Annotated in this window: 12 protein-coding genes; 8 read left to right on the top strand and 4 right to left on the bottom strand. The window is 58.3% G+C overall.

All coding sequences use genetic code 11. The features are described 5' to 3' along the window. Position 1: 1 nt before the first annotated feature. The 3 genes from CPA57_RS05395 to CPA57_RS05385 are packed head-to-tail and all read right to left on the bottom strand — an operon-like array spanning position 2 to position 3,076. Complete coding sequence (locus CPA57_RS05395; RefSeq protein ID WP_182081870.1) at positions 2–1,177, bottom strand: LptF/LptG family permease; 1,176 nt, start codon at positions 1,175–1,177, stop codon at positions 2–4. Between the two features lies 1 nt (position 1,178). Beyond that, positions 1,179–2,231, bottom strand: a complete 1,053-nt coding sequence (locus CPA57_RS05390) for an L-threonylcarbamoyladenylate synthase (protein ID WP_182081869.1) — start codon at positions 2,229–2,231, stop codon at positions 1,179–1,181. A 53-nt stretch (positions 2,232–2,284) separates the two neighbouring features. Continuing rightward, the gene (locus CPA57_RS05385; protein WP_182081868.1) at positions 2,285–3,076 is read right to left on the bottom strand and encodes a 3'(2'),5'-bisphosphate nucleotidase CysQ family protein; all 792 of its coding nucleotides are present in this window, start codon (positions 3,074–3,076) and stop codon (positions 2,285–2,287) included. Positions 3,077–3,292: 216 nt separating this feature from the next. Here CPA57_RS05385 and CPA57_RS05380 point away from each other — a divergent pair, with 216 nt between their 5' ends. The 8 genes from CPA57_RS05380 to CPA57_RS05345 all read left to right on the top strand — a co-directional run bounded on the left by CPA57_RS05380 (position 3,293) and on the right by CPA57_RS05345 (position 13,762). Further along, positions 3,293–4,810 carry a leucyl aminopeptidase gene (locus CPA57_RS05380; RefSeq protein WP_182081867.1) on the top strand — a complete coding sequence of 506 codons (1,518 nt, stop codon included), beginning with the start codon at positions 3,293–3,295 and terminating at the stop codon, positions 4,808–4,810. Between the two features lie 110 nt (positions 4,811–4,920). Continuing rightward, the gene (locus CPA57_RS05375; RefSeq protein ID WP_182081866.1) at positions 4,921–5,415 is read left to right on the top strand and encodes a DNA polymerase III subunit chi; all 495 of its coding nucleotides are present in this window, start codon (positions 4,921–4,923) and stop codon (positions 5,413–5,415) included. Between the two features lie 9 nt (positions 5,416–5,424). After that, positions 5,425–6,753, top strand: coding sequence for a hypothetical protein (locus tag CPA57_RS05370; RefSeq protein ID WP_182081865.1), 1,329 nt, complete (start codon positions 5,425–5,427; stop codon positions 6,751–6,753). A gap of 65 nt (positions 6,754–6,818) precedes the next feature. Continuing rightward, positions 6,819–7,622 (top strand): hypothetical protein, encoded by an 804-nt coding sequence (locus CPA57_RS05365; protein ID WP_182081864.1) that lies wholly within the window; start codon positions 6,819–6,821, stop codon positions 7,620–7,622. Next, positions 7,619–8,155 carry a hypothetical protein gene (locus tag CPA57_RS05360; protein ID WP_182081863.1) on the top strand — a complete coding sequence of 179 codons (537 nt, stop codon included), beginning with the start codon at positions 7,619–7,621 and terminating at the stop codon, positions 8,153–8,155. The genes CPA57_RS05365 and CPA57_RS05360 overlap by 4 nt, the downstream gene beginning before the upstream one ends. Next, positions 8,155–9,360: a hypothetical protein gene (locus tag CPA57_RS05355; protein ID WP_182081862.1), complete on the top strand. Its 1,206-nt coding sequence runs from the start codon at positions 8,155–8,157 to the stop codon at positions 9,358–9,360. The genes CPA57_RS05360 and CPA57_RS05355 overlap by 1 nt, the downstream gene beginning before the upstream one ends. 2 nt (positions 9,361–9,362) lie before the next feature. Then, positions 9,363–10,799 (top strand): NADH-quinone oxidoreductase subunit D-related protein, encoded by a 1,437-nt coding sequence (locus tag CPA57_RS05350; protein WP_182081861.1) that lies wholly within the window; start codon positions 9,363–9,365, stop codon positions 10,797–10,799. Positions 10,800–10,891: 92 nt separating this feature from the next. Continuing rightward, positions 10,892–13,762 (top strand): TonB-dependent receptor domain-containing protein, encoded by a 2,871-nt coding sequence (locus CPA57_RS05345; protein ID WP_326831355.1) that lies wholly within the window; start codon positions 10,892–10,894, stop codon positions 13,760–13,762. Here CPA57_RS05345 and CPA57_RS05340 read toward each other — a convergent pair. Further along, positions 13,709–14,677 carry a diacylglycerol/lipid kinase family protein gene (locus tag CPA57_RS05340; RefSeq protein ID WP_182081860.1) on the bottom strand — a complete coding sequence of 323 codons (969 nt, stop codon included), beginning with the start codon at positions 14,675–14,677 and terminating at the stop codon, positions 13,709–13,711. The genes CPA57_RS05345 and CPA57_RS05340 overlap by 54 nt on opposite strands. Positions 14,678–14,682 lie beyond the last annotated feature (5 nt).

Raw genomic sequence — 14,682 nt, 5'->3', positions numbered from 1 at the left:
GCTAGCGGGAGGCCGGGGAAGAAGTGGGAGAAGCAGATAGCCTGTAATGGCGGGTGGCATCCCGTAGGAAAAGGCCACCTCCCGCTACGATGGGCAACACAACTTCTAGCCATAGAAGGGGCACAAGGGCAGGGTTCCGTTCAGTCAGATTTTTGAGCATTAAGGAGAGGATCATCAGCCCGACAACGCTCAGAACGGCCACTGTTGGGCGGACGATACTACCATGACGGCTAAACCGCCCCCGCAAGACGCAGAGCAGCCCGATCATGCCATAGGCAAGGCAGGCGAGCGGGCCGGTCAGGCGTGTCCAGCCCTCAATGAGCAGCTTGTTGCGTGTGTGGATGGGGAGGTCGTTTTGAGGGTGGAAAAGCTGGGTCATGGTGAGTTCGGCCACATCCGGGCTAAGGGCCTGACCATGAGGAGAGCCGAAATCCAGCGTTTCAAGCTGAAAGAGCAGCGTACTCAATTCGCCAGTCTGGCGGTTGAGGGTCTGGCGGGAGCCGTTATGCAGGATCAGGCGCAACATGTCGCCGTGTGGTTCTGTCAGCCCATCTTCGGCAAGGATGGTAACAGGGGAGGCCGGAACCCGATTATCCTCAATCATGATGCCGCCGAAACTATCATCACTGCGCCGCTCACGGATATAAACGGTCATGGATTTTGAGATGGGCGTGAAAACACCTTCTTCCAACAAAAAGGCGGCAGCCCTGTTACGAATTTCTAGCTCATAACGGTGGAAGTGATGATAGGCGAGCGGGGCGCCCCACAGGCTCAGCCCATAGCTTATCAGGGTGGCAAGGCTGGCACAGAGAAGGCCGGGGCAAGCCAGCCGCAGGGGGGATAGTCCTGTTGCCTGAAGGATGGTTAGCTCCCGGTCATTATCCAGTCGCTGATACACCCATAGGATAATGAGAAAACAGGTTACGGGCAGAATGACAGTGATGAAGGATGGCAGCATCAGCAGGGTTAGATGCAGGAAAGCCAGCAGAGAAAGGCCATGCTGAACGATCATGCTGATGAAGTGCAGCGACTGGGTCAGCCATATCAGAGCGGTGGCTCCCCCTGTTAGGGCGGCTAGCCCTAAAAGAAGGTGTAGGAGGATGTAACGGTCCCGCAGGGGAAAAAGCTTATCCAGCCTGTTGGTATGTTCGGTTCTGGGGACGTGCTGCCGGGCCATGTCAGGCCGGGGGGGATGTCTGATCTGCTGGACGAGGAGCCGCTGCACGTCGTAGCCGGTCTTTCAGCGCACGGCCCAGCCCAGCTTCTGGCAGGGGAGCCACGGCGATACCGGTCAACCCTTGCCTGTTGGCGGCCTGATCTAGCTGGCGTAGGCTTGCAAACAGGCGGCGGGCGGCTTCTTCCACATTGCCATCGGGGCTGAGATTGAGGGTAAGGTCGGGCTGCGGGCCTTCGGTCTGTTGGGTTCCGAAGGTTAGGAAGGCTTCGCCGGGTTGAATATGGGTAGCATCCAGCCGGACGGGCAGAGAGGGTGCATAATGGGAGGATAGCTGCCCCGGCGCATTGGGGCGGGGCGTGCTGCCATCTGCTGCCCCCTGCTCTACAACGATGGTAGAGCCGCAGATATCGTGCAGTTCTTCCAGCGTTACCCCTCCTGGGCGGCGAAGTATGGGGTGGGGGCCTGTCAGGTCCAGCACGGTGCTTTCTAGCCCGACTGTGCAGGGGCCTGTATCCAGCACGGCATCAATCCGGCCTTCCAGCTCGTCCAGAACGTGGCGTGCGGTGGAGGGACTAACCCGACCGGACCGATTAGCGGAAGGGGCAGCGATGGGTTCCCCCGTCAGGCGGAGCAGCTCTTCCACCGCACGGCCTTTAGGCACACGTACGGCGATCGTTTCTAGCCCTGCCGTAACAGCTTGGGAGATGCGGCTTTCGGCATGGCGCGGCAGGATGAGCGTCAATGGGCCGGGCCAGAACTTTCGGGCGAGAGCGTGCGCCATGTCCCGCAGGGGAATGGTCATGTTGGCTTCGGCAAAGGCGGCCTCGGCAGAAGCAAAATGGCTGATGAGGGGATTGAAGGAGGGCCGCCCCTTGGCTTGGAAGATGCGCTCTACCGTCCGTTGCGATGTGGCCAGCCCACCCAGCCCGTAGACTGTTTCTGTCCCGAAAGCGATTAGCCCCCCCTGACGGAGCAGCCGTGCGGCCCGCCGGATGCCGTCATGGTCCTGGTCAAGCCGTTCTGTGCGGTGATGGGAAGGGGCAGGGTGAGGCATAGTGATGAGACCGGGATTATGAAATGGAAAGAGGGCAGAACAGGAGCGGAACGTCAGTCTTGCGAATAGCCAGTGCAGAAGAAGGGCGGATTGAGCCAGCCTGTTTTGCCGTAGCGCAGTGTATGGCCGTTATCATCCAGAAGGTGCCCGCCTGCGGCTTCTAGAATGGCTTGCGGGGCGGCGGTGTCCCACTCCATGGTCGGGCCGAAGCGAGGGTAGAAATCGGCCTTGCCCTCGGCAATGAGGATGATCTTGGCGGCGGAGCCCATGCGTGTGACGGACTGGACACGTCGTCCGGCCAGCCATTTTTTCAGCAGTGGTTCCGATGTGTGGTGAGAAGACGTCATGACCCGTAGGCCATCCGGCCCGGGCTCTGCCGTACGGATGGGGAGGTGCTGTCCATCAATCACCTGGAAGGCTCCCTGTCCGATGCCCCCACCATATACGCCCCGTCTAGCAGGCAGGGCCACGGCCCCCAACACGGGCCTGTTATTGCGGACCAGCCCGATATTGATGGTGAAATCTTCTCCCCCTTCCGCAAAGCCTCGTGTGCCATCCAGTGGATCAATCAGCCAGTAGCTGTTTCCCGCTGGGATATGGATGCCTGCAGCATGTTCCTCCTCGGCAATGGCGGGGATATCCGGGCAGGCGTCCCGCAGGCGGGCGAGAATGTGGTGTTCTGATGCCTTGTCCGCTTCTGTCACGGGGGAGGAATCGGCCTTGATTTCGGTTCGGAAGCCACGGTTACGGATTTCCCGCACGATCCCGGCGGCTTCGGTGGCGATTTTCAGAGCCAGCATCAGCAGTTCACGGTCTTGCGGGGCGGTGTCGGGGGAAAGATTCATGATAACAGGTTACCGCATTATGGAGCATTCGTCACTTCTCCTCTTCTCTGCTATGGTGGGCGGACTGAAAAGAGGGCGTCTTCCATCGTCACGCTTATGTGAGGCTGCATCGTTATTGATTAGCCGGGGCAGGCGGCGAGGAATGGCCTTTACAGATGAGTGGCCGCCACGCCGAAAGGTGAAGGCAACCCACCGGAAGAATGAAACAGGTTTGATATGATTGATATTTCTTTTGTTGTAGAGACCCACCCGCAAGGTGAGAATGGCCTTTCAGCTGTGCTGTTCTGTCGTGGGGCGGAGTTTGCTAAAGGGGCTGTGTTCCGCCGGTATGATGAAGCCCTCGGCGGTGCTTTGTCCCGGGCTGCGGCTCTGCGGGACTTTTCCGGTAAGGCAGGGCAGGCCCTCAGCCTGATAGCCCCGGCTGGCCCGGTGGCGCAGTTCCATCTTTTGGGTTGTGCTCCAGCGGATGATGAGCCGCAGAGTGCTGGCACGGCTGCCCGGACTGCCGGTGGTGAAGCCGTAAAGCTGCTAAAGGCCAGTGCTGTTGAGGCGCAGGATGCTGCCCTGTTGCTGGAGGCTGATCAAGCATCCCTGGCCACAGAGATTGCGCTGGGCGCCCGGCTGGGTGGGTATCGTTTTGACCGTTACAAAACAGTGACCAGCAAAACACCGGCCCTGAAGGCCCTCCATATTGTCTTGCCAGAGGCCGGACAGGTGGATGCCGCCCAGACAGCCTGGAAAGAGCTAGAAGGGCTGGGCGAGAGTGTTTTCCTGACACGAGACCTCGTCAATGAACCTGCCAATGTGCTGTTCCCGGAAGAGTTCACACGGCGTATCAAGGCTCTGGAATCTCTGGGGCTGGAGATTGAGGTGTTGGATCGTGCCCAGATGGAGGCACTGGGTTTTGGTGCTCTTCTCGGTGTGGCGCAGGGCAGCGAGCAGCCGCCTTTCACCGTTATTATGCGGCATAAAGGGGCTGCAAAGGCCGACAGCGCACCGCTGGCCTTTATCGGTAAGGGCGTGACTTTTGATTCCGGTGGCATTTCCATCAAGCCAGCCGCTGGCATGGATGAGATGAAGATGGATATGGGTGGGGCCGCCGCCGTTGTTGGCGTGATGAGTGCTCTTGCCCGCCGTAAGGCACCGGTTAATGCCGTAGGTGTCGTTGGTTTGGTGGAGAACATGGTGTCCGGCGCAGCGCAGCGTCCGGGTGACATTGTAAAAAGCCACAGCGGCCAGACCATCGAGGTGCTGAACACCGATGCGGAAGGCCGCCTCGTGCTGGCAGATCTGCTCTCCTATACACGGCAGACCTTTAAGCCTGCTCTGATGGTCAATCTGGCCACATTGACGGGAGCCATCGTTGTAGCACTGGGCAGCGATTATGCAGGGCTGTTCAGCAATGATGACACATTGGCCGATGCGCTGACGCAGGCTGGTGAGGAGACGGGTGAAGCTCTGTGGCGTATGCCGATGGGTGCGGCCTATAATCGCCGGATTGATTCCGATATTGCCGATATGAAGAATATCGGGGGGCGGCCGGGTAGCTCCATTCTGGCAGCAGAATTCCTCAAGCGTTTTGTAGGGGATACGCCTTGGGCACATCTGGATATCGCTGGCACGGCATGGGCAGAAAAGGCTACTGCCATTACCCCGAAGGGGGCTAGCGGTTTTGGCGTACGTCTGCTGGATCAGTTCGTCCGGCTGCATCAAGCTGGGCCGTCCCGGCACTGATCGGATAAGGAGTGGGCCGCCCCCGTTATGGGGGATGGCTAGACTGGCCCCTGCTGGCTTCCTCCCTTATGGGGGCAGGCTGGCAGGGGCTTTCGTGAAAGAGGCACAGTATGCAGGAGCAGTCTGAAGGGCAGGTCACGGCAGCGGTTCATCAGCCGCAGGATGTACAGGTGGGGTTCTATCATCTGACACGCACCTCCTTCGAGGCAGCCTTGCCGACATTGCTGGAACGTACCCTTGAAACGGGCGAGCGAGCGGTGATTCGTTGTCAGGATAGTGGGCAGGTTTCGGCATTGGATGATGCTTTGTGGGCTACCCCTCCTGGTGTTTGGCTGCCTCATGGCAGTCAGGCGATGGGGCATGCAGATAGGCAGCCCATTTGGTTGACAGCATGCGATGAATCGCCCAACGGTGCGGCGTTTCTGTTCCGCATAAATGGGGCGTGGGATGGTGAGCTGACAGGCTTTACGAGGATATTTGACCTCTTTGATGGGCATAATGATGAGGCTGTTCAGCACGCTCGCCTGCGCTGGCAAAAGATGAAACAAGCTGGATACCGCATGGCATATTGGCAGCAGAAGGCCAAAGGCTGGGCCAAAAGATAAGGACAGGCTATGCCGTTTCATGACCCTTTCATGGCCTGTCTGCTGGTCGTTCTGGTTGCCCTGCTTTGCGGAGAAGGGGAGGTCCGTGTTTTCGTCAGTGGCCTTTGGCGTTCTGTGCCACTGGTTCGTTGGCGGCGAGGGGGCTGCCATATGGCCGGTATGGTCGTGGCTATGTTGGCTCTGACCTTGTCTCCTCATGCTGGGGCGGTGTCCTGTCTGGTAGCTATTGCGCTCATCTTGATGGGAGGCGGGGCGGCATTTCAGCCCGTATGGGGGATTCCGGCCCTGATTGGCTATGGCCTGTTGCCGGATGGGCTCGGTGGGCTGGGTTTGATGGCGGTCTGTTTCTGGGCTGCCGGCAGAGCAGGCAGTGACGGGGCCGCCCGACTGGTGGCGTTGTTGCTGATGTTGGGGCTGGGGCGTGGCATGGCGGCCCTACATCCGTTGTGGTGGGTATCAGGTGGGGCCGTACTAGCGGGGCTATGTATGATGGCTGGGCCGTGGCCGGATCGGCTGTCCCTGTACCGGTATTGCCGCTTAGTACGGCCTGTGTTTTTGCTGGGTGTTATAGAGGTCTCCCGCCAGCAGGGTATGCTTCTTGGCGTGGAAGGAGCCCTTTTTGCTCTCTTGCTGGACCTCGCCTGCCAATCTCTTGCGGTGATCTGGCCTCGTGCCGCCTTGTTGTTGCTTCCTGCTCCACCTTTGCCGGGGTTTGTTGTGGGGTGGGTTGGTCTTCATGCGGCTCTGGGGCTGAGCAGTAGCACAGAGGGATGGACCGTGGTTGGCTGCTTGTTAGGAGTGGCCATCATGGGGCTTTCATGCGGTGATGGTTTGGTTGTGCTTGGTGAAGCGGCACTGCCTTTGTGGGCCGGGCGTCGTCGGCTTTTGGTGTGGGTTCTTCTGCTGGCCATGGGGCTGCCGTCGGGCTGTGGCATAGTGGCGGGTTGGTTGACGGGCCATGGGGCAGCGTGGGCAGGGTGGTTCTATCGCCTCTCCGGTGGTGATGGCAGCATGGTGGCTCTACCGATTTTCTGGGCAATTCTACTGCTTCTCTGGTGCTGCCTCTCCCGTAGAGAGCGAGGAGACGTGCAGGATGTGGATCTACCGCTAGAGGATGGTGAGCGGAATGGTCTGGATGTTCTCCATGACTATATGCAAGCGCAGCCTGTCCGCCCTCGTGGTGTGAGGCGATTGTTGATGCGGGGGCAACGACAGGCCCGGAGCCTCCGGCTTTCTGTGACGGAGCTTCTGTCCCTTGCGCCAGTGCAGGAACCGGAATCTGTGTTCTGGCTAGTCTTTCTTGGGGGGGTACTGGTCGTCATGGGGTTGGCACAATGATGGCGGCATTTTTGCTTTCCGTGGTTCGGGTTCTTTTGGAGTTGGGCCTCCAATTGGGAGTGATATTGCTGCTTCTGCCCGTGATGTTCTGGTTGAAAGAGGACGTACCAGCCCTGCTGGTTGGCAGGGCTGTATCTCCCTTGCGGGAACGGTATGCACGCTTCGGTACATTCTGGCGGCTAACCCTGCGGCATGGCTTGCCGGCAGATGATGGGTTGATGCTGGCTCTAGCGCTTTTGGTGTTGCTCTGTCTTGCTGGCCTTTCCCTTGTTATGCCGGAGACTAGCTCTGTGATGGGGGCTTGGCTGGCGGACCCGTTGTTGATGGGGGGTATTCTGCTGGTTGGTGCGTTCTGGGCCGTGCCGGGATTATCCCGAGGGGCGCATGGCCGCTGTTGTCTCGTTCTATGTCTGACGGAATGTTTCATTGTGCTGGCGGCTCCGGGGGTGACCGGGTTGCAAGGTGTACAACGGCTTTTGCTGGCATCTCCGGGGTCCAGCCTTGCCGGAACGTCCCTTTGTTGTGCCGTGGCATTGGCACTGACAACATCCCTGCCTGACCGTCAGGCACTGGCTGATGATATGGTGATGAGGGGGTATCCCGCTGGCCGGTCCGCCCGAGACCAAAGGCAGGTGATAGTAGGGATGTATCATGTTGGCTGGGCGTTGCTTCTGGGGGACCTGCTCCTGCCCGTCTTGTTCGGTCTGGAAGGGCTGGGAGGCATTGTAGGGTTGGTGGTTAGGTTTGTGGGAGGCAGCTTGCTTGTGGCGTCAGGGCGGTTGACGGGTATGAACCGGCATGGCCGTTTTGTTGCCCTCCTGCTAGGGCTGGCCGGACTGATGGCCCTTGCCGGGAGGTTCGCCGTATGATGGCCGGTTTTGCCTGTGCGTTGGTGCTGGTGCTGCTGCGTCTGGGCCGGGATGGACGTTGGCTGCCGCTTTATGGGCTGCTCTGTGCGGCTATTGCGGGTACGTCTGGTACGGGGGTGCTTGCGGTTTTCTGCGCTCTTTTGCTGCCAGTATTTAATCTGCTGCTCTGGGGTATTGTTCGGCATTTTGCAGTTGGTCAGCAGGGGCGGTTTCTCGCCAGTGGGCGGGGCCTTTTGCCTGTCGTGATGACATTGCTGCTACAGTTCGTGCTTGCTTTCTTTGGGGCCGGGCTCGGGCTGGTGCCGACCTTTGGCATCGGGCTTGTGTTGGCAGGTTTGTGTTCAGCTGCCTGTGGTGTGGCTCTCGCACAGTTCTGCGGGCTGATCATGGCTGTGGATGGGCTTATGGTCGTGGCTGCTATTCTGCCGTCATGGGGGTTGTTTATTACAGCGGTGGCACTTTGGGCAGTTATGGTGTTTCTCGCTTTTGTGCTTCTGCCCCGGCTGGCCTGGCTACGGGTGGAGGAAGATTGATGATACTGGCGGAAGCGTCTTTCTCACCCGGCCTTTTTGCTTCACCTGTCCTGTTCGGGTTGCTCTGCTGGCCGTTTTTGGTGGTCTGGGTTCTGTGGGCATCACGGCGGCCCGGCCAGGCCAGCTTTATGGCACGGCTGGGGATGATCCTGAGTGGTCTGGCCTTGTTGGGCTGCTCCTCTGGTATGGCATGGGGGCAGGCGTTCTGCTTAGGGATGGAGGCTTGTGTCCCGGCATCGCTCTTCTTACTGCGGCGAGGGGCAGAGCCGGTGAGAGAGAAAGCGTCCTTCCGGGAAGGGATGGGCATTTATCTGCCGTTTTTGGTGACGGGCTGTATCTTTATGGGTTTGTTGCTGCGTCCCCCGCTAGCGGCTCTGTTTTTTGATGGTGCTGGAACGGTCCTGCTGGCTTGGTGGGATGGACGGGCAACCCGACGGGCCATGCCTGCTTGGGAGGCTGTTCGCCTACGGTTGAGCGGCGTGATTCTGGCTGGGCTTGGGCTGGTGGTGATGCAGGGCGGGAGTGTTTTCTCCAGCAACGACAGTGCGGCGCAGGTTGGTCAGGTGCTGGCGTTGGCGGGGCTGTGCATGATGGCGGGGCTGGGCAGTGTGGCTTCTAGTCGGGCAGAATTGGTCCTGTTGGATGTGGGGCTGCGTTTTATTCCACTCTTTCTTATGACGCTGCTGGCTGGGACACCCTTTATGCAGCATCTCATGGTCATTGCTGGCCTGCTTGCTATGGTGGGCATGATCGTGCGGCGGCAGGGAACACCGCCGATGCTGTCATGGATGACCGGGCTAGGAATATTGGCTGCAGGAACGGGGCAGATACCGTGTCTCCTGCTGCTTTATGGGGTGGCTCTCCTGGCTATGGCTCTGCGTTTGGGATGTGAGGATTTCTTCCCAGCGGGAGCATCAGTTTTACCTGTGCAGATGGTGCTACCCGTCATCATAATTGTATTGGCGGTGTTGGCACCGTTGTTGGGCTGGGTTGCTCTGGCGGGGCTTTTGGTCTGTGTGATGTTGGGTTTTCGGCAGTTAGGGCTTGAGACCCTACCGAGGAATGTTCTTACGGTCTGGCAGCGGGGTGGGGGCCTAATGCGGGGCCTTCTGTTCCTGCTCATTCTGCTGGACTTGCTGGTTGCTACCCTGCTGGCATGGGGTGTCCTATCGGTTCAGCCGCTGCCTGCTCTGAAAGGACACTGACGATGATGGAAGAATCAGCCCTCTTTGAGGGGGAGCGTGTCGGGCTGTTCCATTATCGTGTGACGGCGGAGGGCTGGCAGAGCCTCTTGCAGCAGAATGTGCGCACGATGGCACTATTAGCCTTTTGGGCAGATGAAGAATGGGCAACAGCCCTGTTCCTGCTGAAAGGGGAGCAGCCTTTGCTTCTCAGCACGGCGGTGGTGCAAGGGCGGTATCAGGCGGTTTCGCATTATTTCCCAGCGGCCCAGTGGGGGGAGCGCATGGCTAGAGACCTCTGGGGGGTAGAGGCTTGGTCTGCGCTGGATGATAGCCCGGCATTGGATGATGGCAGCTGGTCGTTAACGGCACCACTGTCTGCCAATCCTTTGCCCGTTAGTGAGGGGGGAGGACAACCATTACCTCGGTGCAGGGTCGAACCTTCTCGTACATCTGTGCCGGGTCTGCTTGGTATAGACTATGTGCTGGCAGAGGGAGTGATGCAGCAGGTCGATGTGCAGATATCTGCTGGTCATCGGGGTGTCCTGTCCCGCCTGATTGGGTTGACCCCGCAGGAGGCTATGCCGCTTGTGGCTCGTATTTCGGCAGGTGGATTTGTTGCCCATCCGTTAGCCTTTGTCCGGGCGTTGGAACAGGCCGAGAGTCGCCGAATAGACCCACGAGAGCGGGACAGACGGCTTATCCTGCTGGAGGTGGAGCGGTTGGGGTTGCATTTGTTTGATCTGGCACAGACAGCCCATCGGGCTGGGGCCGGTTTGTTGGCGAGCTTGTGCGACCATGCGCGGGAGTGTCTGGCTAAGCGTTGTATGGATCATGGCCTGTCACGACGTTTGACAGACAGTATCAGCCTGGAGGGGCACAGTGGTGTGGAGGCCATTATTCCTTTTGCGCAGGCTGTTGTTCAGGAGTTGTCTCCACGGCTGGAGCAGATAAAACAGCTTGCCCGCCTTTTTGAGGGACGCCTGAAGAACATGGCCACCGTGCCGACAGAACTAGCGTGGGATTATGCGCTGGGCGGGGTAACCGGGCGGGCCAGTGGGCGGTATTTGGACATGCGGTACATGGATGAAGGGGTCCGCCCGCAGGCGATGAAGAGTGCAGGGCGGCATGAAGGCGATGCATGGGCTCGCAACCGGCAGCGTCTGGTTGAAAGTGAGGAATCTTTGAGGATTCTGGAATGTATAACGGCTGGCTACGGGCAGGAGAGTGAACAGCAAGCCGTGCCACGTACGGATGAAGGACTGGGTGTAGCCGAAGGAGCACGAGGGGATGTCTGGTATCATGTCGTTCTGAAAGAGGGGCGGCTGGCTAGTGTGCAGATACGGGACCCATTGATGCCACTTCTGGCCGTTCTGGGCCTTGTTTTAGAAGGGCAAGAACCGGAGGGGTTAAGCCTTGCTCTGGCCTCTTTGGGCTTATCGCCAGCAGGTGTGGCCTTGTGATGGTGCTTGTGTGAAAGAGCTGGCTCTCAGCAATATGTTATATTATAACATATAAAATATAGTTTAATATTACATATGCTGTGTGAGGGGTTGTGCGGCTAATCAGACGGGGAATTGCCCTCATGCTGGGTGGGGGCTTGGTCTGTCCGGCTTTGCTGGTCTGTCCGCTTCAGGCAGAGCCGGTGGCGCAGCGGGTGCCAGTAAAGGCAGTTCTGACCACTCACGATAGGAAGCCCCCTAAGAAACCAGTAGATAGGCGGCCACTTCAGGCGGTTCGGACTGGTGCTTCGCCTGTTGAGCAGTTGACGGTTACGGGCTCTTTCCTTCAGGGCGGACGGAAGAATTCGCCTAATGCTGTGCAGACCATTACGGGGAAGGACATACAGCGTAGTGCCGTGACCTCTCTGGGGGATTATCTGCAACGTATGCCTTCCATCGGGTCATCTGGTTCACCCAATAGCATGACTAACGGCGGTAAAGGTGCCTCCTGCACGGATTTGCGAAATCTGGGCCAGGGGCGGGTGCTTGTGCTGATCGATGGGCATCGGGCACCGCTCAATGCCGGGTCCGAATGTGTGGACCTCAATACTATCCCGTTGCAGCAGATCGAAAAGGTAGAAATTCTCAAGGATGGTGGGTCCGGTCTTTATGGGGCGGATGCTGTAGCAGGTGTTATCAACATCCATCTACGGCATGACCTGACGGGGAGTAACATCACCATGCGGGGGAGCATCACGCAGGTGGGAGATGCCCGGGGCGGTGAAATTTCTGCCTATCATGGCATGAATTTTGATGGCGGGCATGGCAATGTCACGCTGGCAGGCAGCTACAGCACGACCGGGCCCATTTATAACCGGGATAGGGGCTGGGCGGCCTTGCCGCAGAATGACAACCCGGCCACGGGCAGCCCCAGTTACGGGTCATCTATTATTCCGTCGGGCGTTTTAATAAACCCGCAGACGGGACAGAAAATGGTCCCGGACGGGCAGGGAGGATTCCGCCGCTTCACGGGGAGTGACCTCTATAATTTCGCCCGTTATTCCACGATCATGAACCGTCATGATGACGGGACGGCCTCTATTGATGCTCATGAACGCTTTTCTCGTTTCGTGACGCTCTATAGCACCATACGCTACAGCCATACGCTGGTGAGCCGTACCCAGTCGCCAGCCCCGGTACAGGGGAGTGTTCCGCCGTCTACGTTGCCATCTTCATGGATATTACCTGCTGCTAGCCCTTATAATCCATGGGGTATGGATGCGCCTGTCATCAAAAGGGCGGAGGATGTCGGGCCACGGCGGAACACCATCAACACTGATACATGGACGTTCCTACCAGGGTTGAAAGGCCAGATTGGGGGCGGGTGGGATTACGATGCCTCCTACACTTATGGGCGGAGCCGTCTGTCATCCCATACGCAGGATATGATCAATTACCGTAACCTGCTGGAGACGACCGGCACGAGGCAGCTTGATACAACCAACCCTCGTAGTGCCGTGGTCTATGACCCGGGTATGTGTCAGGTAGCGCAGGGCTGTGTGTTGCAGAACCCTTTTGCCCCTTATAGCCAGCAGGCGAAGGATTATATCCGCTTTACCCAGAAGGACCGAGCCACTTATCAGCTGCGGGATACGATGCTGCGTCTGCGGAACCCGCATCTTTTTACTCTGCCGTGGCGTCATGCGGGGGAGGTCGGGTTGGCGATTGGGATGGAGCATAGGGGCGAGCAGCTCAGCTATCATCCTGATGCTCTTGTGGCGCAAGGTGCCTCCACAGGGGCGGCGGGGGCTTATACAGGTGGGGGCTTTACCGTCTCGGAAGGTTATGGAGAAATCCAGCTTCCTCTATTGAAGCGTGCCTTCCTCGCACGGGATTTGACGGTTGATCTTCAAGGGCGTGTTTCTTCGTACAATCATTACGGAACACCGCTGAACTGGAAGACCGGCCTGCACTGGGCGCCGGTGCAGGATGTGGCATTTCGGGGGACGTTGGGCACATCGTTCCGGCAGCCGGGTTTGTATGATGTCTATGGTGGGCAGACATTAAGCTATGCTTCTGCGTCCGATCCCTGCGCCCATGTTAGCAGCTATGGCAGTAATGCGGGGGTGGTACGGGCACGGTGCCAGAAGGAAGGGATTAATCCGGCCAGTTTCACCTCCTCACTAGTAGGGCAGCTGCCGACTCTTTCGGGTGGTAATTCCCGGCTGGGGCCGGAATATGGGCGCACGGCAACGGTGGGGATGGACATTACGCCCAAAGCGGTCAGGTCATTACAGCTTTCCGTGGAGTACTGGCATTATAGCCTGCGAGATATGATCTCGACCCTTAGCACTCAGACGCTGCTGGATGGGTGTTATACGGGGAGCGAGCCTGATTTTTGTAGTGCGATTCTGCCCCGCTCCAATAGCGGGCAACTCACAGCTATTGAGGCCCTACCGCAGAATATCGGTGCCTTGAAGACAGATGGTTTGGATTTCAGCCTGCGTTACAGCCTGTCCTTGAGTGACCGGGACCAGCTGAGTTTTTATGAGAACACTCAGTATCTTCTAAATTACAGGCAGAAGTTAACCCGTAATGGCAACTGGCAGAATTATACGGGCCGTCTGCTTTATTTGAATGGCAGCGGGCGACCACGGGAGCAGCATTACATCAGCACGACATGGCGGCATGACCATGTTAGCCTGATCTGGATGACCCGTATCATCAGCGGTATGAGGATGAATGACGGGCATCGAGACCTTGACCCAGCCACATCCGGGCGGACCCATGTTGGTGGAACGATCCTGCATGATGTAACGGTGGCGGGAAAGTGGCATCAGTTTCAACTCATGGGCGGTATCAGTAATCTTTTCAATCGCCACCCGCCATTCGCGCCGGATGGGGCCTTCAATACCGCCTTTTCTCAATATTCAGGTTATATCGCTGGAAGAAGTTTCTTCCTTCAGGTGGGGGCTGATTTCTAACGGAGGGCAGATAACCACCAAGGGAGAAGGCGCAGCGGTGACGTGCAGTGGCGTTGTGCCTTGGAAGTCACCATCACTCTGCACCGGTACGGGATGACGGTTGGAGCTGGTGATGGTCTGCCCTTTAATAAGGGTAAAAGCGGGAGCGGGGCACGGCTTTCGGCAGAAGAAGGCTCGGGCCTGCCCTAGTAGAGCTAGAGGGTTCAGCCGGTGCAGCATGAAGACGGAAAAGGACGGCTGCTTATGATGATTATGGGGGAATAGCTTGAAAGGACCGCCATAGAGCCGCCCTTTGGAGATAATGGTAAACCGGGATTGGTAGGTGCGGCCATCCACGCAGGTTTCAAAAGTATGGAAGGGGTACGCAAGCGGTAGACGCAAGGCAGTGAGCAGATAGGCCAATCGTCCGATATGTTTCTTGAGGGTAGAGGAAAGCTGCTGCACCACCCATCCATCTGGTCCGATACCCACCATCTGGAGGAACAGGGTTGGTTGGGGCTGGCCATTCGTGGTGAGCCATCCCGGCCAAAGGGTTTGGGTTTGCCCGCTGGCAATCAGAGCAGCGTTGCGGGCATCAGAAAAGGGGATGTTGAGCTCCAGTGCGAGCACATTAGCGGACCCGACCGGCCAGAGGGCGAGATGGCAGGAGCTGCCCAGCATGGCATGGGCGATTTCAGCAATTGTGCCGTCACCACCTCCAGCAAGGATGAGGTCTGTTTCAGGCAGATGGGTTGGGACGATCTTACCAGCATGGCCCCGGTAGCGGGTTACGGCAACCTGCATGTTCAGTCCAGCTTGTTCCAAATGGCGCACAAAGTCTTTCAGCCTGCGGGGGGAATAATGTCCAGCAGTTGGATTGACGATGAGCAGGGCTTTGCGATGGCCGGGTCTCCGTGGGGATGGTGATAGGGGCATAGTAG

The sequence above is a fragment of the Bombella favorum genome (assembly GCF_014048475.1).
In the GTDB taxonomy this organism is placed as follows: domain Bacteria; phylum Pseudomonadota; class Alphaproteobacteria; order Acetobacterales; family Acetobacteraceae; genus Bombella; species Bombella favorum.
Note: the sequence above shows the minus strand (reverse complement) of the source record. Positions and strands in the feature narration are given on the sequence as shown.

Bases quoted from the DNA above. Each gene is read 5' to 3' on its own strand.
- CPA57_RS05340 (WP_182081860.1), bottom strand. From the start codon at position 14,677: ATGCCCCTATCACCATCCCCACGGAGACCCGGCCATCGCAAAGCCCTG.
- CPA57_RS05390 (WP_182081869.1), bottom strand. From the start codon at position 2,231: ATGCCTCACCCTGCCCCTTCCCATCACCGCACAGAACGGCTTGACCAG.
- CPA57_RS05360 (WP_182081863.1), top strand. From the start codon at position 7,619: ATGATGGCCGGTTTTGCCTGTGCGTTGGTGCTGGTGCTGCTGCGTCTG.
- CPA57_RS05375 (WP_182081866.1), top strand. From the start codon at position 4,921: ATGCAGGAGCAGTCTGAAGGGCAGGTCACGGCAGCGGTTCATCAGCCG.
- CPA57_RS05350 (WP_182081861.1), top strand. From the start codon at position 9,363: ATGATGGAAGAATCAGCCCTCTTTGAGGGGGAGCGTGTCGGGCTGTTC.
- CPA57_RS05395 (WP_182081870.1), bottom strand. From the start codon at position 1,177: ATGGCCCGGCAGCACGTCCCCAGAACCGAACATACCAACAGGCTGGAT.
- CPA57_RS05355 (WP_182081862.1), top strand. From the start codon at position 8,155: ATGATACTGGCGGAAGCGTCTTTCTCACCCGGCCTTTTTGCTTCACCT.
- CPA57_RS05370 (WP_182081865.1), top strand. From the start codon at position 5,425: ATGCCGTTTCATGACCCTTTCATGGCCTGTCTGCTGGTCGTTCTGGTT.
- CPA57_RS05380 (WP_182081867.1), top strand. From the start codon at position 3,293: ATGATTGATATTTCTTTTGTTGTAGAGACCCACCCGCAAGGTGAGAAT.
- CPA57_RS05385 (WP_182081868.1), bottom strand. From the start codon at position 3,076: ATGAATCTTTCCCCCGACACCGCCCCGCAAGACCGTGAACTGCTGATG.